General features: G+C 50.9%; 18 protein-coding genes and 3 tRNA genes. 10 read left to right on the top strand and 11 right to left on the bottom strand.

Translation table 11 applies throughout. From position 1 onward, the window contains the following. Positions 1 to 209: 209 nt before the first annotated feature. Positions 210 to 536 (bottom strand): YqcC family protein, encoded by a 327-nt coding sequence (locus IO95_RS08350; protein ID WP_023491883.1) that lies wholly within the window; start codon positions 534 to 536, stop codon positions 210 to 212. Between the two features lie 136 nt (positions 537 to 672). Here IO95_RS08350 and IO95_RS08345 point away from each other — a divergent pair, with 136 nt between their 5' ends. Continuing rightward, the gene (locus tag IO95_RS08345; protein WP_037384963.1) at positions 673 to 1,926 is read left to right on the top strand and encodes an MFS transporter; all 1,254 of its coding nucleotides are present in this window, start codon (positions 673 to 675) and stop codon (positions 1,924 to 1,926) included. Positions 1,927 to 2,867: 941 nt separating this feature from the next. Here IO95_RS08345 and syd read toward each other — a convergent pair. After that, positions 2,868 to 3,422 (bottom strand): SecY-interacting protein, encoded by a 555-nt coding sequence (gene syd, locus IO95_RS08340; RefSeq protein WP_037384960.1) that lies wholly within the window; start codon positions 3,420 to 3,422, stop codon positions 2,868 to 2,870. Positions 3,423 to 3,485: 63 nt separating this feature from the next. Between syd and queF the strand changes: the two genes are divergently transcribed. From queF to xni, 3 genes are all read left to right on the top strand, one after another. Then, entirely contained in the window at positions 3,486 to 4,331 is an 846-nt protein-coding gene (queF, locus tag IO95_RS08335; protein WP_023489595.1) for an NADPH-dependent 7-cyano-7-deazaguanine reductase QueF, read from the top strand. 202 nt (positions 4,332 to 4,533) lie between these two features. Further along, positions 4,534 to 5,898: a nucleotide 5'-monophosphate nucleosidase PpnN gene (gene ppnN / locus IO95_RS08330; protein ID WP_037384957.1), complete on the top strand. Its 1,365-nt coding sequence runs from the start codon at positions 4,534 to 4,536 to the stop codon at positions 5,896 to 5,898. A gap of 112 nt (positions 5,899 to 6,010) precedes the next feature. Beyond that, a complete protein-coding gene (xni, locus tag IO95_RS08325; protein WP_023489597.1) occupies positions 6,011 to 6,769 on the top strand; it encodes a flap endonuclease Xni in 759 nt (252 codons plus the stop codon). Between the two features lie 65 nt (positions 6,770 to 6,834). Here xni and rlmM read toward each other — a convergent pair whose 3' ends face one another. The 3 genes from rlmM to IO95_RS08310 all read right to left on the bottom strand — a co-directional run bounded on the left by rlmM (position 6,835) and on the right by IO95_RS08310 (position 9,313). Further along, on the bottom strand, positions 6,835 to 7,938 hold the full coding sequence (gene rlmM, locus IO95_RS08320; protein ID WP_023489598.1) for a 23S rRNA (cytidine(2498)-2'-O)-methyltransferase RlmM: 1,104 nt from the start codon (positions 7,936 to 7,938) through the stop codon (positions 6,835 to 6,837). Then, the gene (locus IO95_RS08315; protein ID WP_152554914.1) at positions 7,931 to 8,326 is read right to left on the bottom strand and encodes a DUF423 domain-containing protein; all 396 of its coding nucleotides are present in this window, start codon (positions 8,324 to 8,326) and stop codon (positions 7,931 to 7,933) included. The genes rlmM and IO95_RS08315 overlap by 8 nt, the downstream gene beginning before the upstream one ends. Before the next feature lie 72 nt (positions 8,327 to 8,398). Beyond that, positions 8,399 to 9,313 (bottom strand): transcriptional regulator GcvA, encoded by a 915-nt coding sequence (locus tag IO95_RS08310; protein WP_023489600.1) that lies wholly within the window; start codon positions 9,311 to 9,313, stop codon positions 8,399 to 8,401. 670 nt (positions 9,314 to 9,983) lie between these two features. On the opposite strand from IO95_RS08310, the gene csdA reads away from it, so the two are divergent. Beyond that, positions 9,984 to 11,189, top strand: a complete 1,206-nt coding sequence (gene csdA, locus IO95_RS08305) for a cysteine desulfurase CsdA (RefSeq protein ID WP_023489601.1) — start codon at positions 9,984 to 9,986, stop codon at positions 11,187 to 11,189. Positions 11,190 to 11,224: 35 nt separating this feature from the next. Further along, positions 11,225 to 11,683, top strand: a complete 459-nt coding sequence (csdE, locus tag IO95_RS08300) for a cysteine desulfurase sulfur acceptor subunit CsdE (protein WP_023489602.1) — start codon at positions 11,225 to 11,227, stop codon at positions 11,681 to 11,683. 56 nt (positions 11,684 to 11,739) lie between these two features. On the opposite strand, the gene tcdA is transcribed toward csdE, so the two are convergent. Together tcdA and mltA are read right to left on the bottom strand one after the other, a co-directional pair. After that, positions 11,740 to 12,561, bottom strand: coding sequence for a tRNA cyclic N6-threonylcarbamoyladenosine(37) synthase TcdA (tcdA, locus tag IO95_RS08295; RefSeq protein WP_023489603.1), 822 nt, complete (start codon positions 12,559 to 12,561; stop codon positions 11,740 to 11,742). Between the two features lie 83 nt (positions 12,562 to 12,644). Then, positions 12,645 to 13,796 (bottom strand): murein transglycosylase A, encoded by a 1,152-nt coding sequence (gene mltA, locus IO95_RS08290; RefSeq protein WP_023489604.1) that lies wholly within the window; start codon positions 13,794 to 13,796, stop codon positions 12,645 to 12,647. Between the two features lie 330 nt (positions 13,797 to 14,126). Between mltA and IO95_RS08285 the strand changes: the two genes are divergently transcribed. The 3 genes from IO95_RS08285 to IO95_RS08275 all read left to right on the top strand — a co-directional run bounded on the left by IO95_RS08285 (position 14,127) and on the right by IO95_RS08275 (position 14,491). After that, positions 14,127 to 14,203 (top strand) — tRNA-Met (locus tag IO95_RS08285). A 66-nt stretch (positions 14,204 to 14,269) separates the two neighbouring features. After that, a tRNA-Met gene (locus tag IO95_RS08280) sits at positions 14,270 to 14,346 on the top strand. A 68-nt stretch (positions 14,347 to 14,414) separates the two neighbouring features. Then, positions 14,415 to 14,491: transfer RNA gene (locus tag IO95_RS08275), tRNA-Met, on the top strand. Positions 14,492 to 14,562: 71 nt separating this feature from the next. Here IO95_RS08275 and amiC read toward each other — a convergent pair. Next, positions 14,563 to 15,819 carry an N-acetylmuramoyl-L-alanine amidase AmiC gene (amiC, locus tag IO95_RS08270; protein ID WP_023489605.1) on the bottom strand — a complete coding sequence of 419 codons (1,257 nt, stop codon included), beginning with the start codon at positions 15,817 to 15,819 and terminating at the stop codon, positions 14,563 to 14,565. Positions 15,820 to 16,153: 334 nt separating this feature from the next. On the opposite strand from amiC, the gene argA reads away from it, so the two are divergent. Beyond that, positions 16,154 to 17,497, top strand: a complete 1,344-nt coding sequence (gene argA, locus IO95_RS08265; RefSeq protein ID WP_200874162.1) for an amino-acid N-acetyltransferase — start codon at positions 16,154 to 16,156, stop codon at positions 17,495 to 17,497. A 312-nt stretch (positions 17,498 to 17,809) separates the two neighbouring features. On the opposite strand, the gene recD is transcribed toward argA, so the two are convergent. The 3 genes from recD to ptrA are packed head-to-tail and all read right to left on the bottom strand — an operon-like array spanning position 17,810 to position 26,102. Further along, positions 17,810 to 19,666 (bottom strand): exodeoxyribonuclease V subunit alpha, encoded by a 1,857-nt coding sequence (recD, locus tag IO95_RS08260; protein ID WP_023489607.1) that lies wholly within the window; start codon positions 19,664 to 19,666, stop codon positions 17,810 to 17,812. Beyond that, positions 19,663 to 23,214, bottom strand: coding sequence for an exodeoxyribonuclease V subunit beta (recB, locus tag IO95_RS08255; RefSeq protein WP_023489608.1), 3,552 nt, complete (start codon positions 23,212 to 23,214; stop codon positions 19,663 to 19,665). Before recB ends, recD begins: the two co-directional genes overlap by 4 nt. Next, positions 23,211 to 26,102: a pitrilysin gene (gene ptrA, locus IO95_RS08250; RefSeq protein ID WP_023489609.1), complete on the bottom strand. Its 2,892-nt coding sequence runs from the start codon at positions 26,100 to 26,102 to the stop codon at positions 23,211 to 23,213. The genes recB and ptrA overlap by 4 nt, the downstream gene beginning before the upstream one ends. Positions 26,103 to 26,165: the final 63 nt, after the last annotated feature.

The raw sequence follows: 26,165 nt of genomic DNA, 5'->3' as shown, positions 1-26,165 counted from the left end.
TCTTTCCCTGACCACTCATAGCGACACTGCTAAGCGATGGATTATCCATCATTTTTATTGAAAGATGGAGACTCAATAACATTAATATCGCATAAATTGCGTGCAGCTTCGCATATACCTGCTGTCAATCAAACTGCTGGGAAATTGATGGGGTTATTCGGCAGCATGGTGGCTGTAATTTGCCGAAGCTGACGGGCAAAAACCTATCACTAAGGCTCTTTATTCAGCAAGTTATCCAGCCGTTGCAGCAGCACCAATAGTGGCAAACACTCTGGTTGTTTGTCCTGCCATGCCTGTTCAAAATAAGGCGTGATAGCAAAGCGGGTTGGCAAAGGCGCATCGGCATCCAGCAATGCGTTCATTCTAGGTAACAAAACCCACTGCAACCACTCCTCAGCCAACATGCTATCGACACAGAAAGGTTCGATACTGGCAAAGGCTTCCGCTGCGGGTGGCATCTCCTGCCACCATGCTAACTCGCGCATGGCTTGTTCAATCTCCTGCAAACTGCAACGAACCTGATTTTGTAGACTCATCTGTAATCCCAAGTTATTTCGACCTGATTATCGACTCAAGGCATTTTAACGCTGACGCCCTAATTTTATCTGGTGGACAACACCAAGGCACGGCACAATACGCGCACCTAACTAACTACCTATTATGATAAAAGAAATGCCCGCAACTTCCCCCACTAAGAATCACGCCACACCTGCTAAAGCTATGTTAGCTTCAGTGACCGGTTATGCAATGGATGGTTTCGATCTACTGATACTCGGCTTTATGCTCCCAGTGATTTCCATTGAACTGGGCCTTACCTCATCACAAGCCGGTTCTCTGGTTACCTGGACACTGATAGGCGCAGTGATTGGTGGTGTAATTTTCGGCCATTTCAGTGATCGTTTTGGCCGTATCCGTATATTAACCATCACCATTTTGATGTTTTCGCTGTTTACCGGCCTTTGCGCTATTGCTGTCGGTTACTGGGATCTGCTCGCTTACCGCACCTTGGCTGGCATAGGGCTCGGCGGTGAATTTGGTATTGGTATGGCATTGATTGCCGAAGCCTGGCCTGCAGAAAAACGCAACCGTGCCTCTGCCTATGTGGGTATGGGTTGGCAACTTGGTGTATTGGCCGCTGCGTTCCTTACCCCGTTGTTGTTACCCTATATTGGCTGGCGTGGCATGTTTCTGGTGGGTTTGCTGCCTGCCCTGGTCTCCTTTTTTATCCGCCGCACCATGGGTGAACCAGAGGCGTTCGTACAACAACAACCCAGCGAACAACAGTTATCCTTCACTCAACGTTTACAACTCCTGTTTAAAGACCGCACCACGGGCAAAGCCAGTCTGGGGATCTTTATTCTTTGTTCAGTACAAAACTTTGGCTATTACGGCTTAATGATTTGGATGCCTACCTATCTGTCTAAAAACTTTGGCTTTTCACTCACCAAATCCGGTATCTGGACAGGGGTGACAGTTATTGGGATGACCTTTGGTATCTGGTTGTTCGGTATACTGGCTGACCGTTTCCCGCGCTGGATCATTTTTGTGATATATCAGAGCGGCGCAACAGTGATGGTCATTTGCTACGCGCAGCTTAGCGATCCTACATTAATGCTGTTCGCTGGTGCCTTGATGGGTGTCTTTGTTAACGGCATGATTGGCGGTTATGGGGCGTTAATTTCTGATACTTATCCGGTACAGGCTCGTGCTACCGCACAAAATGTCCTGTTTAACCTGGGGCGGGGTGTTGGTGGGTTTGGGCCATTGGTTATTGGCGCGTTAGTTACACAGGTTTCCTTTACTGCTGCTATCAGCCTGCTGGCGAGTATTTACCTATTAGATATTATCGCCACGCTGTTCCTGTTACCAAAGAACTCATCACCCAAAAAACAAGGCTCCGGCGATTCATTAGGCGCCATTGGTTAACACCTTATACCCACAGTCAATCAAGCTGACGGCATCTTGATGGAACTTGGGTATATACTCTTCATACTTCAAGATGCTTGGGTGTTAGCTACACTCTGTCACCCCAGTCACATAGTTAGCTATGCTCCTGGGGCTTCCATCGCTTGCTGCCTACAAGCAACTCGAATTATTTTGGGTATAGCCTTGTCACCATGCGCACCAAAAGAAAAGGGGGGCACTGCTAATGCAGTGCCCCCGGTTCGTTTTATAGCTATCCCGCTACAAGTATGCTCCCTGCTCGATCCTTGAAAACTTTTCCTTCGGCCATCCTGACCAAACAATCCTTGCTAAATTCCTATAACATCATCCTGACGCTGTTCCTTAGTCTTCCTGACCCACCAACATTCCTGTGCTGGCTCTCATTCTCCTTCCTGGAGGTGTCCCTTATTTCATTCCTGAAATATTCCAAACCTCTTCCTGAAGCTTGTCCTTGTCACTCTCCCTGAGTGTATCCAATTCTTCTTCCTGAAGTGACATCATCCTGATGAAGTTCCTTGGTCTTCCTGACTCACCAACATTCCTGTGCTGGTACTCAATCTCTTTCCCGGAGGTGTCCCTAAATTCAACCCTGAAATATCCTAAGCGTCATCCTGAAGCTTGTTCCTTTTCACTCTCCCTGAGTGCATCCTTTTCTTCTTCCTGAAGTCACATCATCCTGATGTTTTCCATTCCTACAGACTCCTGTCCGATGCGTATAAGATCGCTTAATTCTCTCCCGGCTACAAGGTCATGTAGGATGGATTACACCGAGCTTTATCCAACATTCATTTCAAGATAAACCTAATAAATTGATTTTAATGAAAATAACCATAAAAAAAGCCATGAGAATAAAAAAATTAAAAGCGATCTCTTACAGGTTTTGTAAGATATATCTCACACGCTGTGGCGATAATAACCAAGCGCTATCCCAAGGTCGGCTGTAAAGCACCCAGGAACTGACCGAGTGAATCAGCGAGTAATGTCTGTTTTGTACTACCAAACTGTTCCAGCACCACATGACCACTGACATTACACAGCGATACCATGGCCATATCCGATTCTGTCGTCGCCAAAAATAAAGTAGGTGATAGTTTAAGGCGCTTTTGCGTCACCAAATGGCCAATCAGATTTTCCTGTAGGCGGATAAAATCATCCTCACTCCACACTTGGAGCAGTGTAAGCGCCTGTTCCCCCAACATGGCGCTCATGTCACCCGCATATTGTTGAGTATAAAAAGTATGAATCTCCGGGCACAATTGTATTTCCAGCGCCTGTTCGACCTTAACCAAACTGGCTGCTGGGGTAAAAGGTTGCGGCCGCCACAATACGGTATCCCCGCGATTTTCGACAATACAAGGGGAGGCCACACCATACAGCTCCTCACTTGCAGGTGCATGACCACGCTGCTGCTGCCAATAATCAACATAGCGCTGAGTAAACTCGCCCAATGCGTGCGCTACCTCATGGTGATAGTCCATAATTTTTCTCACATACGATAAACTGGCCGCCATTGTACCTCTCTAACATCAAGGTGACAGCTCATGTCTTCTTCAAAAATGCATCAGGCTCTGTCGGCATTAACTCTGGGTAAACCCACTGATTACTGCGACCGTTACGATCCGACACTGTTACAGGCGGTTCCCCGCAGCATGAATCGTGAACCGTTAGGGCTATATCCTGAAAGCTTGCCATTTCATGGTGCGGATATCTGGACGCTCTATGAGCTTTCCTGGCTGAATGCCAAGGGATTACCCCAAGTGGCCGTGGGTGAAATCAGCCTGAATGCCAATAGTGTCAATTTGATAGAATCCAAAAGTTTCAAACTCTATCTCAATAGCTTTAACCAAACCCCGTTCCCTGACTGGCAAACGGTGTGTGCTACCTTGCAACGCGACCTTGCTGCCTGTGCGCAAGGGGATGTCAGTGTTGAGCTATACCGGGTTGAGCAATTCGAAGGCACTCCAATCGGCCGATTGGCAGGTGAATGTCTCGATCAGCAGGATATCTTTATCGACAGTTATGAGTTCAATGCCAATTATCTGCAAGGTGCCACCACATCAGCATCGGTTGAGGAAACCCTGGTCAGCCATCTGTTAAAGTCCAACTGTTTGATCACCAACCAACCCGACTGGGGCTCAGTGCAAATCAGCTATCGTGGGCCGCAGATCAACCGCGAGGCGCTGTTGCGCTACCTGGTTTCGTTCCGACATCACAATGAATTTCATGAACAATGTGTAGAACGTATCTTTAACGACCTACTGCGTTTTTGCCAACCAGAACAGTTGAGTGTTTATGCCCGCTATACCCGACGAGGGGGCCTGGATATCAACCCATGGCGCAGCAATGTTGCCTTTGAACCGGCACGCGCCCGGTTGGCCCGTCAATAATGCCTGTTAATGCGCAATATCTAAGCTAACAAGCAGTTTATATTGGTAAAAATCAGGGGACAACGGTAAGGTTGAAGCAAGCAAGCCCGCTCTTTATCTCCAGATTTATTCAAGTTGCAGGGCCTTCACCGCAGCCTGAGTAACAATGGCTATGATTGCGGTACGCAATACTATCGCCCATAACCGGCGCAAAGGAGTTACCTTGATTACACACATTAGTCCACTTGGCTCTATGGATTTGTTATCGCAGTTGGAAGTCGACATGCTCAAGCATACCGCCAGCAGCGATCTGTATCGTTTATTCCGTAACTGTTCCCTGGCAGTGTTAAATTCAGGTAGCCAGACCGATAGCAGTAAACAGTTGTTAGCTCGCTACAAAAATTTTGATATCAATGTGCTACGCCGCGAACGTGGCGTAAAACTGGAGCTGGTCAATCCACCAGAAGAGGCCTTTGTCGATGGGCGGATAATCCGCTCATTACAAGCCAACCTGTTTGCCGTACTGCGTGACATCCTGTTCGTACACGGTCAACTGGTCAATGCGGAGCGTTTCCGTCATCTGAATCTGGACGACTCTATCCATATTACCAATCTGGTATTTTCCATATTACGTAATGCCCGCACGCTTCACCTCGATGAAGACCCGAACCTGGTGGTCTGTTGGGGTGGGCACTCGATCAACGAGAATGAATATCTTTATGGCCGCAAAGTGGGTAGCCAACTGGGGCTGCGCGAACTGAATATCTGTACCGGTTGTGGGCCTGGAGCCATGGAGGCCCCCATGAAAGGGGCTGCTGTCGGTCATGCGCAGCAACGCTATCGCAACAGCCGCTTTATCGGCATGACCGAGCCTTCCATTATTGCCGCTGAACCGCCCAATCCGTTGGTGAATGAACTGGTGATCATGCCCGATATTGAAAAACGCCTGGAAGCGTTTGTGCGTATCGCGCACGGTATTGTGATTTTCCCTGGTGGTGTTGGTACCGCGGAAGAACTGCTTTACCTCCTGGGCATTCTGATGAATCCAGAGAACAGCGATCAAGTGTTACCGTTGATTCTCACCGGGCCAAAAGAGAGTGCCGATTACTTCCGTGTCTTGGATGAATTCATCATCAATACCTTGGGTGATAAAGCCCGCCGCCATTACCAAATCATCATTGATGATCCGGCAGAAGTGGCCCGCCAGATGAAAAAAGCCATGCCGCTGGTGAAAGAAAACCGCCGCAATAGCGGAGATGCCTACAGTTTTAACTGGTCTATTCGCATTGCTCCGGATTTACAGCGCCCGTTCGAGCCAACCCATGAAAATATGGCTAATCTCAACCTGTATCCTAATCAACCTGCAGAACAACTGGCTGCGGCACTGCGTCGTGCCTTCTCAGGCATCGTAGCGGGTAATGTGAAAGAAAATGGTATTCACGCTATTGAGCAATTTGGCCCTTACAAGTTGCACGGTGAACCGCAAATGATGCAGCAAATGGACAGCCTGTTGCAGGGCTTTGTTGCGCAGCATCGTATGAAACTGCCTGGCAGTGCTTATGTGCCTTGTTATGAAATCGTAACCTGACCCTCATCATCGCCACGTTGATTCAAGTTGCAGCCCGCTGCAGCTTGAATCACGATAGCGATAAATAACGACGTAGCAGCAACCACGCCGCAATCTGAAAGACGACGAGTCCATGACGATACATTTACTGATTGTCGATGCCCTGAACTTAATCCGCCGTATCCATGCGGTGCAGGGTTCACCTTGTGTCGAAACCTGCCAGCATGCGCTACAGCAGTTGATTCAGCATAGTCAGCCCACTCATGCGGTGGCGGTGTTTGATGCCGATGATCGCAGCCAAAGCTGGCGCCACCAGATCCTGCCTGATTACAAAGCGGGGCGTTCCCCAATGCCGGATAATCTGAAACTGGAAATGCCGCTACTGCATCAAGCATTTAACCAACTGGGAGTCGCCGGTTGGCACTCCCCTGGCAATGAAGCAGACGATCTGGCGGCGACACTGGCAGCAAAAGTCGCCAGACATGGTTATCAGGTGACCATCGTCTCTACCGATAAAGGCTACTGCCAACTACTGGCACCTAATGTGCAAATCCGCGACTACTTCCAGAAACGTTGGCTGGATATGCCATTTGTACAGCAGGAATTTGGTGTGTTACCACAGCAGTTGCCGGACTATTGGGGGCTGGCAGGAATAAGCAGCAGTAAAATCCCGGGGGTTGCTGGTATCGGGCCCAAAACCGCCGCGCTGCTGTTACAACAAATCACCGGGCTGGATGACCTCTACCAACATCTGGATCAGGTACCAGAAAAATGGCGCAGCAAACTGCAACAGCACCGGGAACTGGCGTATATCAGTAAACAGGCCGCCACCCTGCGTACCGACCTGACACTGGCAGGCAACCTACAGCAACTGCGTTTACCAACACACTAAGCGCCTATCTATCCGTCAACTACCGTGGGGTTCACGGCAATTGACATGATGGAGAGTCTAGTGGATTAATCGCGCTCGTCGCGGCGGCCCGGAACCGCTGACCACATACGGCGTATATGAACGGTGACCTCTTCACGGTCATGGTACAACTGTTTGGCATTGACTTCGGCGCTGATATCAGCGGCGGCCATGGCTTCACGGATGGCCCGTAAATTATCTGCAACCACTTCGTAGCGTTTCTTCATTGGCAACTTCAGGTTAAAAATCGCTTCTCGACACCAACCATTAACCAGCCATTGAATCACCAGGTTGGTGACTTTTGCTGGCTTCTCAACCATATCACACACCAACCAATAATTTTTGCTGGTGGTAGGTTCAAATCTAAAACCATCCGCACGGTGATGAGTCACCTGCCCGCTATCCATCAGACTTTGCGCCATCATCCCATTATCCACCGCATGGACCATCATGCTGCGCTTGACCAATTGATAAGTCCAACCACCAGGGCAAGCCCCCAAATCGACGGCATACATCCCACTGGCCAAGCGCTCATCCCATTCATCCGCCGGGATAAAAACATGAAAAGCTTCTTCCAGCTTCAACGTAGAGCGGCTGGGTGCATCAGAAGGGAATTTTAGCCGAGGGATCCCCATATAGAACGGAGAGTTGTTGTTACTGTAGGAATAGCCCACATAACAGCAGCCAGGGGCAATAAAAAACACATGTATCACCGGGCGGCTTGGGTTCTCACGCGCCATCATCACCCTCTGCTCACGCATGGCGGCTCGCAGTGGTACGGTCAATTTGCGGCAGAACTTCATCAACTCTTTACTTTCGTTGGTGTCCGGCACCTCTACTCGTAACTCCCCTGCACGCTCAACCACCCCTATTAACATGCCAACAATAGGGGAGACACGATCTTCTGGCGGCAAATGACGTAATAACTCGCCCACCACCAGCATCTGGCGGGCAAAGATCAGCTCACGGAAGGGGAGCTCTCTTGCCAGACGATCAGCATCCTCCGGCTGATAACATTCAAACAGCACATAACCGCTATTTTCTTTCACCCGGGCAAAACCAAATACCGCCAATTGCCCAGCTCTATCAGTGATTTCTGCCGCACACTCTTTTTCAAAGCCGGGGCGACAATACAACGCAATTTTATTCATGGCACTCGGCCTTTTCTCTCAGACGCAAAGCGCCAATCAACATTAATACCCAACCAATGAGGAAACACATCCCACCAACGGGGGTGATATAAACCCAAATTTTCAGCGGTGACAACGCCAGAGCATACAAACTCCCGCTAAACAGCACCGTCCCCAATGCCAGCAATGCCCCGCTCCAAGCAAACCATCGGCTGAATTGGCGCTGCATAGCAACAGCCAACGCCAGGATCGCTAAGGTATGAAACCCCTGATACTCAAGCCCGGTATGGATCCAGGCCATCTCATTAACCTCTAGCTTACCGCTCAAAACATGGGCGCCAAAGGCCCCCAGCGCAACGAAGACAAAACCGCTGATAGCAGCAAAAATCAGCATAGAACGATAACTCACGTTATTCACCTTAATTAAAGTTACTCCACCGCGACTGATAAAGGGGTCGGGTGTAGCCGAAGACTGAGGATATCAGTCATAGCGAAAACGAAACTTCTCTTGCTCACTGGCTGCTCGCGCCAGGATCCATTGGCGAAAAGCGGCTATTTTACCCAGTTCTGCCTGGCTGTCATGGCATACCAGATAAAAAGCGTTTTTACTCACCAGTACTTCGTTAAACGGACAAACCAAACGCCCCGCCTCAATCTCGGTTTGTGCCATCACATTATTGACCAGCGCAACACCTTGACCATGCACGGCAGCCTGAACCACCATGGCGCTGTGACTGAAAATCGGCCCCTGTTGCACATTAATCTGCAGTAACCCCAATTGGCGGGTATAAGCCAACCAGTCGCGACGTGAAGTATCGTGCAGAAGCGTATGGTAAGCCAAGTCACCTGGCACTTTCAGTGCGTGCTCGCCCATCAACAGCGCAGGAGAACAGACGGGTAACAGATATTCTGCATACAAACGCTCTGCTCGCACTCCCGGCCAGTTGCCACGACCATAAAAGATCGCCACATCAACATCATCGGCCAATTTATCTTCTTCACGATCAACCGCCTGTATACGCACATCAATCCCCGGGTAGGCGGAGTTAAAACCAGAAAGCCGTGGCACCAGCCACTGAATAGCAAAACTGGGCGGTAGACTGACGGTTAACGCGCCCTTGGCACTGCGTGCCTGAAGTTTACGTGTCGCATCATTAATCGCAGAGAAGATTTCTTTAATATCAAGATAGTAACTTTGGCCTTCTTCTGTCAGCAATAGCGAGCGGTTACGCCGCCGAAACAGCTTGAGACCCAGGAAATCCTCCAGCGACTTAATCTGATGGCTGACTGCGGCCTGTGTCACAAACAGCTCTTCTGCCGCCTTGGTAAAACTCAAATGGCGAGCCGCGGCATCAAAAACCCGTAATGCGTTAAGAGGGGGCAAGCGCTTAGACATGCATTGCCCCCCGTGCCTGAAATCCCTTGGGCATAGCGATATTTATCATATTACAGTTATCCGTATCGGTTCGCATAATCGGTTCAGGCTGCATAAAGCAGCGCTTATACCCAAAAGAATTCGAGTTGCGTGTAGGCGGCAACTAAGAGAATCCCCAGGAGCATAGATAACTATGTGACTGGGGTGAACGAAGGTAGCCAACACCCAAGCAACTTGAAGTATAAGAGGTATAGTTATCCCGTTGCCATTCAAGCCATAATCCCCAGAATGATGAGGAGTATAACGCAGTCATTGCCATTAGTTTTTTTAATCCGAGACATTATAAATTGTCCATTGAGCCGGGGCCAGTAAATACCTATAGTAGCTGCACTTACCGAGCCGGAACAGAAAGGAATTGGGTGTCGAGGACACCGATGAACTTTTGGCTCTGTGGTGGTGATGTTGTGTTTGCAATTTGTCCGGTATCCCGGATATGGTCATTATTTACTGTTTTCACTTCTGTACATTAACCCTGTCTGTCCATAGTGATTTATGTAGCACCGCCACTTTAGCGGTGCTTTTTTTTACCTGTAACACCCCTCAATTGGCATCAATAGCACTATCAGAGAACTTGTCTCGACGGAAAAAATAGGTCAGGATCCTTTTTTGGTGAAGCCGCGATGACGCATTTATGAAGCCTTTCGATCCCATCCTTTTCCGCAGCCAATTTCCTGCTATCAAACAGGCGGGAATTTACCTCGACAGTGCTGCTACCGCGCTGAAGCCACAGGCCGTCGTTGATACGACACAGCAGTTCTACAGTGAAGATGCAGCCACAGTGCACCGCAGCCAGCACCGAGCGGCACAGGACCTGACCTTGCGGTTTGAACATGTGCGTCAACAAGTGGCAACGCTGGTTAATGCCCCTAGCGCAGACGATATTGTCTGGGTACGTGGGACAACCGAAGCGATCAATCTAGTTGCACAGAGTTATGCTCGTCCGCGTTTGCAAGCCGGTGACCAGATCCTGGTCAGTGAAGCAGAGCATCATGCTAATTTGATCCCATGGCTGATGGTGGCGGAGCAAACCGGTGCTCAGGTAGTGAAACTCCCCCTGGGGAAAGATCGTCTCCCCGATTTAACGCAATTACCCCAACTGCTTAGTGAGAAAACCCGCATTCTGGCGCTGGGGCAAATGTCCAATGTGACGGGTGGCTGCCCAGACCTGGCTTTGGCCATCAAGTTGGCTCATGCGGTTAACGCAGTGGTGATGATCGATGGCGCACAAGGCATTGTGCATGGTTCCACCGATGTACAACAGTTGGATATCGACTTCTACGCCTTCTCCGGGCATAAACTGTATGGCCCGACGGGCATTGGTGCGTTATATGGCAAAAGCGCCCTGCTGGCACAAATGAAACCCTGGCAAGGCGGGGGGAAAATGCTGACCCACGCTTCATTCACTGGTTTCTCACCACAGAAACCACCACACTGCTTTGAGGCTGGCACCCCCAATATTGCGGGTGTCCTCGGGCTGGGCGCGGCACTTGACTGGCTTGATACGCAGGATCGTGTTGGCGCTGAACAATATAGTTGTGCTTTAGCACAAAGCGCTGAACAACGGCTACAGGCGTTACCTGGGTTCCGTAGTTTCCGCTGCTCCGGCTCCAGCCTGCTGGCATTTGATATCAGCGGGATCCACCACAGTGATATCGTCACTTTATTGGCCGAACAAGGTATCGCCGTGCGTGCAGGTCAACATTGTGCCCAGCCGCTGATGGCGGCATTAGGTATCAATGGAACACTGAGAGCCTCATTTGCGCCTTACAATACCCCGCAGGATGTTGATGCCCTGATACAAGCATTGACCAATGCCGTCGCACTGTTGGCAGAATAAGATCGCCAATTCTATACCCAACTATGAGAGAGCCCATGCTAACCGCTCATCCCTTTGGTCGTGACATTACCGCCCAAACACTGATAGAAAAATTCAGCACCTTGAAACTGTGGGAAGATCGTTATCGCCAATTGATCCTGCTCGCAAAGCAACTGCCACCGCTGGCGGAAGAGCGGCGACAAGCGGATATTGAACTAAGTGGTTGTGAAAATCGCGTCTGGTTAGGGCACCAATTACTGGCAGATGGCACATTGCATTTCTATGGTGACAGTGAAGGCCGTATTGTCCGTGGTCTACTGGCAATCTTGCTCACTACGGTAGAGGGTAAAACGCCACAACAGCTATTAGCCTGCGACCCACTCAGTTTGTTTGACCAGCTGTCACTACGTGACCAACTCAGTGCCACTCGTGCCAGCGGCCTGGCAGCTTTGGCCGCCAGAGTAAACACCATCGCTACGGGCTATATTTCTACGGACTCTATTTCTACGGACTAGATCTCTACGAACTGGATCGCTACAAACTGGATCTCTACGGGCTAGATCTCTACGGGCTAGATCTCTACGGACTGTGCCTGACGCGCCGCTTTTGCCAGCATCTTCTTCAAAGCATGGGAGGTGGCAACAAAACCAAAGGTAGCGGTAACCATGGTTGCCGCGCCGAAACCTGCGTTGCAATCCATGCGCTTTGGCCCGGTGGCACTACTGCGCGAAGGGCACACGGAACCATCTGGTTGTGGGTAAACCAACGGTTCACTGGAAAAGACACAATCAATCCCCAGCTTCCCTTTACTGTTTTTCACCACATTAAAGTCACTTTTCAATCTTTCACGCAGCTTGGCCGCCAGCGGATCCTGAATGGTTTTGGCTAAATCAGTGACTTCGATACGTGTTGGATCAATCTGCCCCCCTGCTCCCCCGGTGGTCACAACCGGTATTTTGAAACGGCGGCAATAGGCCAGTAACGCAGCTTTGGGTCGCACACTATCAATCGCATCAATGACATAGCTGAAATTATGATTCAACAGTTGCGCCACATTATCGGGAGTAATGAAATCATCTATGCAAGTCACCCGACATTCCGGATTGATGGCCAGAATGCGCTGCGCCATCACCTCAGTTTTTGACTGCCCAACATGCTGACGCAAAGCGTGGATCTGACGGTTGGTATTGGTGACACAAACATCATCCATATCGATCAAGGTAATGGCACCGATACCCGTTCTTGCCAGCGCTTCTGCTGCCCATGAACCGACCCCGCCGATACCGATTACACAGATATGAGCCTGTGCAAACAGGGCAAGGGCAGATTGACCATATAAACGGGCTATGCCGCCAAAACGCTGCAAATAGGCGGCTGAATAGGGTGTAGTCATTGGGTTTTATTACCTTAATATCTCAAAATAGCCAGGGCCGGGAAATCCGGCCCTGGCGGGTCAAAAGCAATACTACCGCTACTTCAGCGGGTAATTAACGAGGAACCGTTCGAACTCGATGCCGTGGTGGGCTGGTAAGCATTGAATTGCGCAGCTCCACCGTCAGCCCCTTTCAACACCCATACGCGACCATAGTGATTATAGTAACCCGCGGAATGCCCCGCCTCTGGGCCAATCCCCTGATACATATCAAAGTGCTGCCCTTTAATAGCGCCACCGACATCCAGAGCGACCATCAAGCGCATTTCATATTTCCCGGTGAATTTCCCTTTATTGTCCAGTAACGGCACTTCTGCCAACAGTGTTGTCCCAGCCGGGATCAACGAACGGTCAGAAGCGACAGAGGCTTTGGCCACCAAGGGAACAGCACTAGCGCCTCTCACCGGCGCAAACACCTCGGGGTGGAAAAAGACGAATGATGGGTTCTGCTCTAAAAGTTGACGTACTTCCGCTTCACTGTGTGTATCGGCCCACTGACGAATGGCCTGCATCGACATATCGGCTTTGGCCACTTCCCCACGGTCAATCAACACCTTGCCAATGCTACGATAAGCATGGCCATTTTTACCAGAATAACCAAAGAATACTAATGGTTGACCGTCGCCAAAATCAACATAACCGCTGCCCTGAACCTCCATCATAAAGTTATCCATCAGCGAGTTGCTGTAAGCGATGATATAACGAGGATCAAGGGCACCGGAGTAGATCGCTGCACGATCAGGCAACCGGCGTTTACCATTGGATGGCATACGATATAACGGATAACGAAACTCACCTTGCTGGGTACGGCGTGCCTGCACTACCGGGGTGTAATAACCGGTGAACTGCACGTTACCATAGTTATCAACGCCTCCCATCTGATAGGTGTTCAAACCAAATTGACTCAGTTTTTTCGGGTCCGCCCCCGCCGCCATCCAGTTTTGTACCGCCTGATAGGTCGCGTTATTACGGGTAAACAGCGAAGGGGCCGAAGATTGAATCTTTTTCAGTTGCTCAGAGTAATCATTACCGTTGACTGGCACCCCCCTGGCATTAGGCTGGCTCTCTAGCTCTAGCGAGTGATTCAGATGACCATCTTTATACTGTTGCCCACGATCAGTTGGCTTTGACGAACAACCAGCCAGTGCCGCAATCACTAACCCACCCAGCAGGTATTTACACCAACGTTCTTTCATTATATTCGCTCTCTCAGACTGATCTGTTTTCTACCCGTCACCATTCTCGTGTAGCGCGGTTGGCGGCCCTAGCTCCCTCTGGAGCTTGCTTCGCGGCAGACTGGCTAATCACTACACCGCGACGTGCAACACACCGAATAAAACTGGCTGAACGATAACAAACAGCTATTAATAAAGGAATCTCTCGCGCTAAAAATTTCCCGCCAAATGTTAATGGCGAAAAAAAAGACAATTTGTGGACTAATTCAGCACAAAGATAGCTTTCGATGAATTATCTGTAAAAAGAGTTTGCAACAAAGTGTGCGGGGAGTATAGTGCGCATCCATCGGACGCGGGGTGGAGCAGCCTGGTAGCTCGTCGGGCTCATAACCCGAAGGTCGTCGGTTCAAATCCGGCCTCCGCAACCAATCAATACTGTGGTAATAATTACAGATAAAAGATTGGATTCGATGAAAAAACAGGTATTATACGGACGCGGGGTGGAGCAGCCTGGTAGCTCGTCGGGCTCATAACCCGAAGGTCGTCGGTTCAAATCCGGCCTCCGCAACCAACTTACTGTCTAACAACTTGTTGTTAACCATAGTAATGTTGTAGTGATAATATCAGCATCAAGACGGACGCGGGGTGGAGCAGCCTGGTAGCTCGTCGGGCTCATAACCCGAAGGTCGTCGGTTCAAATCCGGCCTCCGCAACCAATCTTGAGCAGTACAAGCAAGCACCTTAACGGGTGTTTTTTTGTATCTATCATTTATCTTCCCCTTGATAGTCAACCACGTGCCTGCGCGCCACCATTGGCAAAATAGGCTTTGATTCCGGCCAAAATAGATTGGGCTATCTGCTGCTGAAACTGACTGGTGCGCAGTTTACGCTCCTCTTCCGGGTTACTGATAAATGCCGTTTCCACCAGAATAGAAGGAATATCCGGTGCTTTGAGCACAGCAAACCCCGCCTGATCGACCCGGTTCTTGTGCAAACGGTTAATTTTCCCCATACGAGTCAGCACTTCCCGGCCAAATTTCAGGCTGTCATTGATGGTCGCCGTCTGCAGTAGATCAAACATGGTGTGATCAAGATAGCGATCACCACTTTTGCTTACCCCACCAATATCATCGGCGGCGTTCTGTGTTTGTGCCAGAAACTTGGCGGTATTACTGGTAGCGCCTTTGGTGGACAGGGCAAAAACGGAAGATCCCCGGGCACTATGGTTGGAAAAAGCATCCGCATGGATCGAAACAAACAGATCTGCCCGTTGCTTGCGTGCTTTAGCCACCCGCACTTTCAATGGAATAAACACATCTTCATTGCGTGTCATAAAGACTTGCATATTGGGTTCACGCTTGATCAGCGCACTCAACCGGCGGGCGATTTGCAACACAATGTCTTTTTCGCGGGTTTTATTTCTACCGATAGCACCAGGATCCTCTCCACCGTGACCAGGATCCAGCATGATCACAATAGGCCTGTCACGCCCTGCCTTACCCACCTGTGGTGTTTGTGCCGGGGCGGGTAATGAGCGTTCCACATCGCCTTTATTATAATCCTCCAGTAATGCCAGCAACGGGTCGTACTCTTCACCGCTGCTTGCTTTAGCAGGATAGAGATCCATAACCAGGCGGTTACGATACTCAGCAACCGGTGACAGGGTAAACAGGTGCGAACTCACACGTTGCTTGAGTTCTAGTACTAATCTGACGGTATCTTTATCGAACTGACCCACTCGCACCTGTTTCAAATATGGGTCTTCCTTGCGTACCTGCCCGGCGATACCTTTAAGCACCGAGTTAAGATGCACCGCTTCCACGTCAATGACGATTCGCTCTGGATTAGCCAATGCAAACTGCTGATACTTCAATGGAATATTAGATTCCAGCGTTACCCGGGTATAGGTCGAGGAGGGCCAGATGCGGACCGCAATCACCGAAGCAGCAGCAGCGAAGCCAATGCGGCTCACACTCAGCAACCAAGTTGCAGCTACTCCTTGTAAAAGACGACGACGAGTCTGATGGTGGTTAACGTTAGGCATGTGGCTCCAGCAATAGTAAAAATTTTTACCCGTCACTCTTCAAGCTATAGGGTTTTTATCTATAACCCGTATAAAATTTGCTATAACCGATAGAAAAACAAGCATAATTGCAAAACTTTAACTAATCTCGACAACCCTGTCATCTTTAATGGTTTTCAATTTACTCATCTATTGTGCTGAATAATTCGCGTTATTCTCAAGCAGGTAAAGCAAAGAAATGCGCCATAACCTGAATAACAACCGCCAGATCACTCACCTAACGGGCAGTTTCAGATTATTTCCCTCTTGCCATTTACGCCATAAAAGAATAAAAATACAAAAATACCGTATAAATATGCAAAGAGGTTTTGCCGTGAAGGAACGTAGCACAGAGCTGGTCCAAGGATTCCGTCACTCAGTTCCCTATATCAACGCTCACCGTGGCAAAACGTTTGTCATCATGCTCGGTGGGGAAGCCATTGAGCATGAAAACTTCACCAGTATCGTCAATGATATTGGGTTATTACATAGTTTGGGGATCCGTTTGGTGGTGGTCTATGGTGCACGCCCACAGATCGATAGCAATCTGGCCCAACATCATTGTGAGCCCATTTATCATAAACATGTCCGTGTGACTGACGCTCAAGCCTTAGAGTTGGTCAAACAGGCTGCTGGCTTGTTACAACTGGATATCACGGCACGGCTCTCAATGAGCCTCAACAATACCCCATTGCAAGGGGCGCATATCAATGTCGTCAGCGGTAACTTTGTCATTGCCCAACCGTTGGGGGTGGATGATGGCGTAGATTACTGCCACAGTGGCCGTATCCGCCGCATTGACCAGGAAGCCATCCACCGTCAGTTAGACAGCAACGCCATTGTCTTGATTGGCCCTGTCGCGGTATCAGTCACTGGCGAAAGTTTTAACCTGACCTCCGAAGAAGTCGCTACACAGTTGGCGATCAAATTGCAGGCGGAAAAAATGATCGGCTTCTGCTCTTCACAAGGGGTGACGGATAAGCAAGGGAATATTATCTCCGAATTGTTCCCTAACGATGCGCAAAAACGCATTGAACAACTGGAAGAGTCTGGCGATTACTACTCCGGTACGGTACGTTTCCTGCGCGGTGCAGTCAAAGCCTGCAGTAGCGGTGTACGCCGTTGCCATTTGATCAGCTACCAGGAAGATGGAGCCTTGCTGCAAGAGCTATTCTCACGGGATGGCATCGGCACCCAGATAGTGATGGAGAGTGCCGAACAGGTGCGCAATGCGACCATCAATGATATTGGCGGCATACTGGAGCTTATCCGCCCACTGGAGCAGCAAGGGATCCTGGTACGCCGCTCGCGGGAACAACTTGAGATGGAAATCGACAAATTTACCATTATCGAGCGGGATAACCTGACCATTGCCTGCGCGGCACTCTACCCCTTCCCGGAAGAGAAGATCGGTGAAATGGCCTGTGTTGCGGTACACCCGGATTACCGCAGTTCATCACGCGGTGAAATGCTGCTGCAACGGGTAGAAAGCCAGGCGCGTCAAATGGGGCTGCAGAAACTGTTTGTGCTCACGACCCGCAGTATTCACTGGTTCCAGGAACGGGGCTTCACCCCGGCAGAAGTAGACGTATTGCCGATGAAAAAGCAGGCGTTGTACAACTACCAACGTCGCTCCAAGATCCTGTTGGCGAATCTCTGACTGTTTATACTCGTCATCATTCAAGCTGCAGGGGCGAGCCCCAGGGACGGGCCGAGTAATTGTCGCGTAGCGACCGCCTGAGTTGGCAAAGGCGCGGGTTATCAGGGGCCACGCCTTTGGCCCCTGATTCGGTCGCAGGCGCAATCAGTTCATAGTATGGAAAACATAAGGCGACCGAAATTTGTCACAAAAATACAATATATTGAATTTTATACCTTAAATTTGTCTCAATACAGAATGTTGACAGAAAATATATGGGGATCCCTCAGGTTCCTAAGCAATTTATCCAAACAAATTCACCATTAACCAAAATCACGAACTGCTCATCAATTGCAGCCGTTCGGCCAAACCACTACGGCGCTGTGTTGGGGTGCGAATCGCCCCCATCAGCACCTTATCGGTAACATAAAGCGAGAGCTGCTTACGAGCACGGGTAATTGCGGTATACAGCAGTTCGCGAGTGAGTAGCGGCAGAAAGTCAGGGGGTAACACCAGCACCGTATGTTCAAACTCTGAGCCTTGGGATTTATGTACCGTCATGGCATAGGCGGTTTCGTGCTCTGGCAAACGGCTCGGCTGCACCGATTTAATTGAACCATCCGGTAATGGGAAATAAACCCGTAGGTTGCCTTCTTCATCGGGCAAGGCGATACCAATATCGCCATTGAATAAGCCCAAGGCACTATCGTTTCGGCTAATCATCACCGGACGGCCTGGATACCAACGCCCTGCCGCCGCGGCATTACGCTGGATCAAACCCACTCGCTGCAAGCCGCTTTCAATACGTTGATTCAACCCAGCAACGCCAAATGGCCCTTCTCTCAGCGCACACAAGAGTTGAAAGTCACCGAACGCGGTCAGGATGGTGGCAACCCCGGCGCCGGTAGCCACCAGCCGTAGATAAGCACCATAACCGTCAACACAGGTATCCAGTAACTGTTGATAATCTTCAGTTTCAACTAATGGATAGGCAGACACATCGGCGTAACCGCTATTTAGCACCGCCATAGCACGCTTAGCCTCACCGGCATTCACCGCCAACGCTAACTGCCCAATACCGGAGTTGGCATCAAACCGATAACTCTTACGCAGTAAGCACAGGCTATCACGCACTAGCGGCCCGTCCCCTACCCATTGCCGGGGTATTGAGCACCCGGTCAAGCGCGTCAACTGTTCAGCTCGACTCTCACTATAACCTTGCTCGGCAAATTGACAGATATCCCCCAGCACCGCCCCCGCCTCTACAGACGCTAACTGATCACGATCCCCCAGGAAAATCACCCGCGCATTAGCGGGTAAGGCAGCAATTAAGCGCGCCATCATCGGTAAGTCCACCATTGAGGCTTCATCCACCACCAAGACATCCAGATGCAGTGGGTTACCCCGGTGGTAACGCATCCGCTGGCTATTTGGCTGAGCGCCCAGCAAACGGTGTAACGTTGCCGCCTCTGTCGGGAATAATGCCCGCTGCTCCGGGGTTAAATTTAACTGCTGGCTGGCACGCCCCAAGGACTCCGTCAGGCGCGCCGCTGCTTTGCCCGTCGGGGCCGCAAGCTGGATACGTAAGTGCTCACTGTGGTTCAACTGGACCAATGCCGCCAACAATTTAGCGACGGTGGTGGTTTTCCCCGTGCCAGGTCCACCAGAGATCACCGCAATACGCCGTGTCACCGCAACGGCTGCGGCAATTTTTTGCCAATCAGGTTCAGCGGTTGTCTCGCCAAACAGTTGATCGAGGATGGTGCGCAGTGGCGCTTCCTCCATCAACAGAGGTGAACTTTCACTGCCGATAAAGACCGCCACCTCCCCCTCGTTTTGCCACATACGTTGCAAATAGAGCCGTTGTTGTTGCAGCACCATGGGGGTCGCAGCACTACCATCACTCACTGCCGGCGTTGCCAGTAAGCACTGTTGCCAACCAGCCAGATCCGGTTGCCCACAGGCTTGCCAGGCAGCCAATGCCAACTCGGGTTGACGGCCATGGAACAAATTTTCCGGTAACAGTTGCTCAAGCAACAAACAGACATGCCCTGCCCCGGCATCTGCACTCAAGCAAGCGGCAGCCAGCAGCAGTGCGGGTTGATCTTCGCTGGCCACCACCTGGGCAAATTGCACATCTAACGGGCGCAACACCCCCAACGCCAATGCCTGATTCAGGATATTGATCATTGCTCCACCTCAAGGGCCTGGGGTTCACCACTAAACAGGCGATCCATCCCTTCGACTAACGCCAGTGGCGGGCGGCAAGTAAAGATACCGTTGCCAACCTGTTCGCTATCCACGCCGCGTAGAAATAGATAAATCACCCCGCCGAAATGGTGCTCATAATCGTAATCCACCAGACGATGGCGCAAATAACGATGCAGCGCCAAGGTATAGAGTTGATATTGCAGGTCGTAGCGGTGTTGAACCATCGCCTGCTCCATGGCTTGCTGGGTATAAGCGCCACTGTTATCGCCCAACCAGTTGGATTTGTAATCCAGCAAGTAGTATTTCCCTTGCCAGCAGAACACCAGGTCAATGAAGCCTTTCAGCATCCCTTGCACCTGTTGGAAATTGAGTTCCGGGCAATGTGCAGACAGCGCATCATAGCGTTTTATCAGCTTATCTAACTCGCTCGCCTGCAACAGCCGATTAATCGGCAAATAAAACTGTAACTCCGCCTGTCGGGCCCCAGCAGGTAGCGCTGCAAGCATCACCCCGCTGTGATTAAGGGGCGTATTGAGCACCCCTTGCATCCAGTGATACAAAACCGGTAACCAATGCGGCTCTACGCCCTGTTTCTGCACTTGTTCCAGTAACCACGCTTGATCTAACGGTTGAGTGAAATCCCATTCTTCAAACAAACTATGCAGAAACGTTCCGGGTGCTGCGCCGCGTGGAAAAGTATGGGGGGTCAGGGTGGTGACACTCTCTACCGATTGCTCGCCAATAGCCTCAATATCCAGGCGCGGTAACAACTCCAGTACGCGACTCGAACCATGCTGCTGCAACCCGGTATAGCTGGTGACACGCCATGAATCTTGATATTGCCGTGAGAACTGCCTGGCGACTAACTCAGTGACCGTAGTCTGTTGTGGCTGCCAGAGATGTTCATCTGGCGTATCCACCCATGCAAAGGCCATCTCCTTGGCTGACAACTGCTGTAAACACGCTTTAAGGTAGTCGGCATCACCCGCTTGCCCAGCCTGTAACAGATAACCCAGGGCGCTACGGTGCAAATCCGTCTCACCTTGCTTCTTACGCATCCCCAGAAAGAGTGGGGCGAGACCGATGCTACAGTGATAAACCGAACGGGTTAGCGCCACATACAGTAACCGCAAGTCTTCGGCCAAACGTTCTTCCTCCGCCCAGGCCTGGCTCTCTTCATTGGCGTTAAGGTCCAGCAACGCCTGAAACGTTTGGCGGTCATGGTATAGCCCTTGTTGCTGCTGGCGAAAGTGGGCGACAAAAGGCAACCAAACCAGATTGAACTCCAACCCTTTGGATTTATGGATAGTCATCACCTGGACTAAATGCCGATCACTCTCTAGCCGCAATTGTTGGTTATCCATCTGCTGGTTGGGCTGAGAAATTTGCTGAGCCAACCAGCGTACCAGGGCATGTTCCCCTTCAAGTTGCGTCGAGGCTTCCTGCAATAACTCACCTAAGTGCATAATATCGGTCAAACGACGTTCACCGCCCATACTGGCCAGCAGATCCTCAGCTAAATGCCGCTTGACCATCACCTGACGCAACATGGGCAAAACACCCCGCTGCAACCAGCAAGTGCGGTATGCATCAAACTCATTAACCAAGGCATCCCAGGCGCGCTCATCGCGATTCAACTGGTCCAGCGTCAGCGCATCCAGCCCCAGCAAACTGCTCGCCATGGCACTACGTAATGTCCACTCCTGTTCCGGAGCCAATACTGCCTGCAGTAACCACAGTAAATCTTTCGCTTCTACAGTATCAAAAACACTGTCACGGCTGGAAAGGTAAACCGAAGGGATCGCCAGCGCACTGAGCGCATCACGTATCAACGCCGCTTCCGCGCGGCTACGCACCAAAATGGTAATATCTGACGCCTGAACTGAACGCCGCTGTTCCCCGTCCGCCAACCAGGCTTCCCCCCCCTGACCAGCACTCAGCCAGTCACGAACCTGCGCTGCACATTGCCGCGCCATTAACTGCTGATAATCACTGACGCCGACCCCTTCCCCTGGCTGCAACCAGAACTGCATGGCCGGTTGCGATTTGCCACATAGCTCGAAGGCCAACCCTTGATTTTTTGCGGCTGCCGCCACCTTGATAAACGGGATTTGCTCAAACAGAAATGGCTTTTCCACTTGGCTAAATAGCGCGTTCACGCTACCCACCATCGCTGGTGATGAACGCCAGTTAGTCTCCAGCGTATAGTGAGCCATCACCTCTGAACGAGCCCGCATATAGGTAAAGATATCCGCGCCACGAAAAGCATAAATCGCCTGTTTGGGGTCACCAATCAGCAACAGGCCACACTCTGGTTGGCCGACATAAAGTTTTTGGAAGATACGGTATTGCTGCGGGTCGGTATCCTGAAACTCATCAATCATCGCCAGCGGGTAACGTTGGCGGATAGCCAAAGCCAGTTGTTCACCGCCGCTGCTGTGTAATGCGCCATCCAATCTGCTGAGCAGGTCATCAAACCCCAATTCGGCACGTTGGCTCTTTTCCTGTTGCACAGAGATGCGTATCTCACTCAACGCCCGCGCCATAACCAGGTCACGGAGGGTCAGTGGTTGAGAAAACAGTTCATCAATGGCGACAAACAGACTATGGCGAGGAGCTTCCCCTTTTTTGGTTTTCTCCAACAAGACGGATTGGCGGAACTTGTCCAACTCTTTGGGTAACTGATAATCCTGCGTTTCCTGCCCAGCCCATTCCCCCACCTTATTGAGCCAGTTAGGCAGGTGTTTACTGCTATAGCTACGCTTGTCGACACCAGATTGGCTGATCAAGGCCTCCAGTTCCGCTGATACCGCACGCCATTGCGCTTTAAGGGCATCAATACGCGCGACGACCTGTTCGTGACGCATCAACAGGGTTTCATCATCCCGCGGGGGCTGGCGTAAGGTCGGGGCCTCACCATGCAGATAACTGGTCAGGTCCTTAAGCAGCGCTTCCGGGCCACTCCACTCCTGGCTGACGGCACGCGCCACATTCAGCGGTAACGGATAGCAGTGGCGCCGCCAGAAATCGGCACAGGCCTGGCGACGTAACGGCAACTCATCTTGTATCAGGGTTTGTTCAAACAGCATGCCGGATTCAAATGCATGGTAAGTGAGCATTCGCTGGCAAAAACCGTGGATAGTGTAGATTGCCGCTTCATCCATTTGGCGTTCTGCCGCCAGCAATTGCGCGGCGGCGGCTGCCAAATCATCCAGTTCTGCCATCAAGGCGGCCAATATGGGATCTTGACTCTGCCCACGAACACAAGCCACACGTAACGCGTGGATATTACTGCGAATACGCCCGCGCAGTTCCTCAGTTGCCGCCTCGGTAAAGGTCACCACCAGGATCTCTTCTACCGTCAAGGGGCGCGGGAACGCCGCTGACTCTCCTAACCCCAGCAGTAGACGCAAGTACAACACGCCAATGGTGAAGGTTTTACCCGTCCCTGCGGAGGCTTCAATCAGGCGCTCACCAAACAGTGGCAACCTAAGTGGATCAAGCCGCTGAGGAACAGTTTTCATCATGGCGTCACCACCTGACGTGGCAGTGTTTGCTGTAACGAGGAGGCATTGTCATAGGTCACCCAATCTTTACCGGGGGTGGCAAAATCCGCTTTCTGCTGGCTGCTGCCACTCACCTGCGACAAAAGTGCCAACCCATGGGGGGAAATGACCGCCTGATGGAAGAAATCTGCCAGCTTGACCGGGGTCAACAGCCTGATTTGCGCAATCAGTTTTTGGCGGGTATCAAAAGCAAAATTACCCCGGTCAAAATCGTTGCTAAAACGCCCCGCCTCTTCACTTAATGTCTGTGGACGTTGCTCCAGTTGATTGATCATCGCCTGCTTATACTGCTCAAAATCAGCCGCTTTCATCTCGCGCAAACGCTTTTCTGCTTTCGGGTAGAAGTCTTGATAACGCTGGTAGAGATAGGCGGGCTGCTGATTATTGCTCTGCAACAAAAACCCCACGCCCCACTGGCGACCAACCGGTATCGCAAAAGCAAATACCGCATAACCGAGTTGTTCTTGGGTACGCAATTGGCTATAGAACCAGGGTTGGATCATCTCCCCCAGCAAGGTGCTATAGGCCATGCTGGTAATGTCATCATAACCCGTTGGCACATACACTGCCGCCAGCGCAGAGTCAGTGCTGCTACCCGGGCGCTGCATATTTGCCAACTGCTTTTTGGCAACCACCACGTCTTCGCCATGCCACCAATCAACCCCACGACTCCCCAAGCGATGTTGTAATGAAGAGGCCAGTACACCGACCTGTTGTTGGCTGATATTACCCACCACCAGCAGTTCAGGGGTTGCCCCAGCCATCAGGCTATCGCGATAACTCAATACCTCTTTCAGCGTCAGCGAACGCACAATTTCACGCCGTTCACTGCGTTCTGCATAAGGTACACGGGAAAGTACCTGTGCCGGCTGGATAGCCAACTCAAAAGCTTTACCCTTTTCGGCAGCATCTAACTGTTCCAAATACCAGGATTTAGCTTGCTCAAACTGCTCTTCAGTAGGGGTAAAGCTGGCATAGCCTTCTATTAGCGCAGTGAGTAACCGTGGTAACCGCTGAGTAAATCCATTCGCATTAAACAGCAGGCCGTTGTTTGATGAGGTGGAAAAATTGATCCCCCCTACTGCGGCCTGATAACTTAACTGATCCAACGACAGACCCGCCAGGTAATCCATCAACGAGAACAATACCTGGTGACGTGCAGAATCCATCGTTTTGGCGTGACGTAATGCCACCGTCACATCCGCCTTCGGCTCATCAGCAAAATAGCGACTGGGCATATACAGTGCGCGTAACCCAGGTTGATTCACCACCATTTCCGGTTGGCTAAACGGATGAGAAGGTTTGATCAGGCTAAAGTCATCCGGAATATAAGGGTTCAACCCTGGCAATGAAAGCGCGATTCCCTGCCCCAGTTGCTGCCACTGAGTAAAACGATCCTGGGGGATTTTCTCTACCTGATAACGTGCCTCAACAAAGTAAGCCTGTTTGTTGTGGGGTTCATCGGGGCTAATAAACCAGATTCGTGCATTTTGCGGGGTCATCTGCTCCAGGCGTGCGGCAATCGCTTGTGGATCATAACGATCCGCCAGAAAAGGGGCATCGAGCACATGTTCAACCGGTACGCGCAGCATCGCATCCACCAGCCACTCGATGTACCCCATATTGCGGGTAATAGATGGATAGCGGAAATCGATATTTAATACGCGGGCAATCTCATCAAAATAGCTCTGTTTTATCCCTTCCTGGCGCATCATTTGCAGGTAACTGAAGATGGCGGCAACCACCTTGTCACGCTGTGCCAGCCCTTTGTCCGTCAGGGAAACACTGATGGAGAACACACCGCCGTTACGATCCACCATCGGGGCGGCACCGGCATTGATAGCATCCGCTAACCCTTGTCGTTGTAACCAGTCTGAAAGCGTATTTTTACTTCGATTACCAATCAGATAGCCGATATAGGTATCGGTTTTACTGCGGAACTCCGCACTGTTGTTATCAATCCGGAATTCGATTTTCAACTGTTTGCGTGGCTGTGCCGGAACATAGTGGATGATGATCCCTTTCTGTTCAGACGTTGCTGCTGGCACCGTGATGGCGGGTACCTGCGCATGACGATTGGCTATGCGACCAAAGTTTTTTTCCGCCAGTGCCGCTAATTCCGGCAAGGGTTGGTTGCTGTATAACACCCCCATCATCAGGTTGGCGGAATAGTAGCGCTGGTAAAATTGCGTCAGCTCATCATGCAGTTTGCTGCCGGGTTTATCCTTCAAGGTATCGAGATTACCACCAGAAAAACGTGCGGCAGGGTGCGCCGGATTCAAGGTTTCGGCGCCGACTTGCGCCATACGCATCCCATCGCGGGAACGCGCCATGGTTAACTCGGCATTGACCGCATTACGCTCACGGTCGGCATTGTCAGGATCCAGGATCGGGGCAGCAATGGCATCCGCCAGACGATCAACTGCCGGTGCCAAGGCGTCGTTTTCCACTTCCAGATAAAACGCGGTGCGATAAGGGGCGGTACTGGCGTTATGACTCCCCCCATGCTTTTTCAAAAACTCGGCCAGACTCTCCGGCTCCGGATAATGTTTGGACCCCATAAGCACCATATGCTCAAGGTAATGGGCCAAACCCAACTGGCTGTCAGGATCATCCAGCGACCCTATTGGCAGTGCCAAAGCCGCCAGTGACTTGGGAGCCTGAGGATCAGAAACCAGTAACACCGTCATCCCATTGGTTAAGGTAATCGCCTGATACTGACGCGGGTCATGATCACTTTTGTTGATCTTTTCTGCCAGCGGTTGCCATCCCTGGGCAGCCCAGCCTGACGGCAGCCAAAACATCACCAAAAATACCAACCCGAAAAGGTGGGCAAACTGTCTGCGCATAACCAAAATAGACCTCGATTGTTCTGCCATCACGCCAATTCCCTAGCCATGACCGCATTAAGC

The organism is Serratia sp. DD3 (genome assembly GCF_000496755.2).
The sequence above is the reverse complement of the archived record's forward strand: the minus strand, read 5'-3'. Positions and strand labels throughout refer to the sequence as shown.

Excerpts from the sequence above, each read along its gene's own strand:
- IO95_RS08350 (WP_023491883.1), bottom strand. The coding sequence starts at position 536 with ATGAGTCTACAAAATCAGGTTCGTTGCAGTTTGCAGGAGATTGAACAA.
- IO95_RS08345 (WP_037384963.1), top strand. The coding sequence starts at position 673 with ATGCCCGCAACTTCCCCCACTAAGAATCACGCCACACCTGCTAAAGCT.
- syd (WP_037384960.1), bottom strand. The coding sequence starts at position 3,422 with ATGGACTATCACCATGAGGTAGCGCACGCATTGGGCGAGTTTACTCAG.
- queF (WP_023489595.1), top strand. The coding sequence starts at position 3,486 with ATGTCTTCTTCAAAAATGCATCAGGCTCTGTCGGCATTAACTCTGGGT.
- xni (WP_023489597.1), top strand. The coding sequence starts at position 6,011 with ATGACGATACATTTACTGATTGTCGATGCCCTGAACTTAATCCGCCGT.
- rlmM (WP_023489598.1), bottom strand. The coding sequence starts at position 7,938 with ATGAATAAAATTGCGTTGTATTGTCGCCCCGGCTTTGAAAAAGAGTGT.
- IO95_RS08310 (WP_023489600.1), bottom strand. The coding sequence starts at position 9,313 with ATGTCTAAGCGCTTGCCCCCTCTTAACGCATTACGGGTTTTTGATGCC.
- csdA (WP_023489601.1), top strand. The coding sequence starts at position 9,984 with ATGAAGCCTTTCGATCCCATCCTTTTCCGCAGCCAATTTCCTGCTATC.
- csdE (WP_023489602.1), top strand. The coding sequence starts at position 11,225 with ATGCTAACCGCTCATCCCTTTGGTCGTGACATTACCGCCCAAACACTG.
- tcdA (WP_023489603.1), bottom strand. The coding sequence starts at position 12,561 with ATGACTACACCCTATTCAGCCGCCTATTTGCAGCGTTTTGGCGGCATA.
- mltA (WP_023489604.1), bottom strand. The coding sequence starts at position 13,796 with ATGAAAGAACGTTGGTGTAAATACCTGCTGGGTGGGTTAGTGATTGCG.
- amiC (WP_023489605.1), bottom strand. The coding sequence starts at position 15,819 with ATGCCTAACGTTAACCACCATCAGACTCGTCGTCGTCTTTTACAAGGA.
- argA (WP_200874162.1), top strand. The coding sequence starts at position 16,154 with ATGCAAAGAGGTTTTGCCGTGAAGGAACGTAGCACAGAGCTGGTCCAA.
- recD (WP_023489607.1), bottom strand. The coding sequence starts at position 19,666 with ATGATCAATATCCTGAATCAGGCATTGGCGTTGGGGGTGTTGCGCCCG.
- recB (WP_023489608.1), bottom strand. The coding sequence starts at position 23,214 with ATGATGAAAACTGTTCCTCAGCGGCTTGATCCACTTAGGTTGCCACTG.
- ptrA (WP_023489609.1), bottom strand. The coding sequence starts at position 26,102 with ATGCGCAGACAGTTTGCCCACCTTTTCGGGTTGGTATTTTTGGTGATG.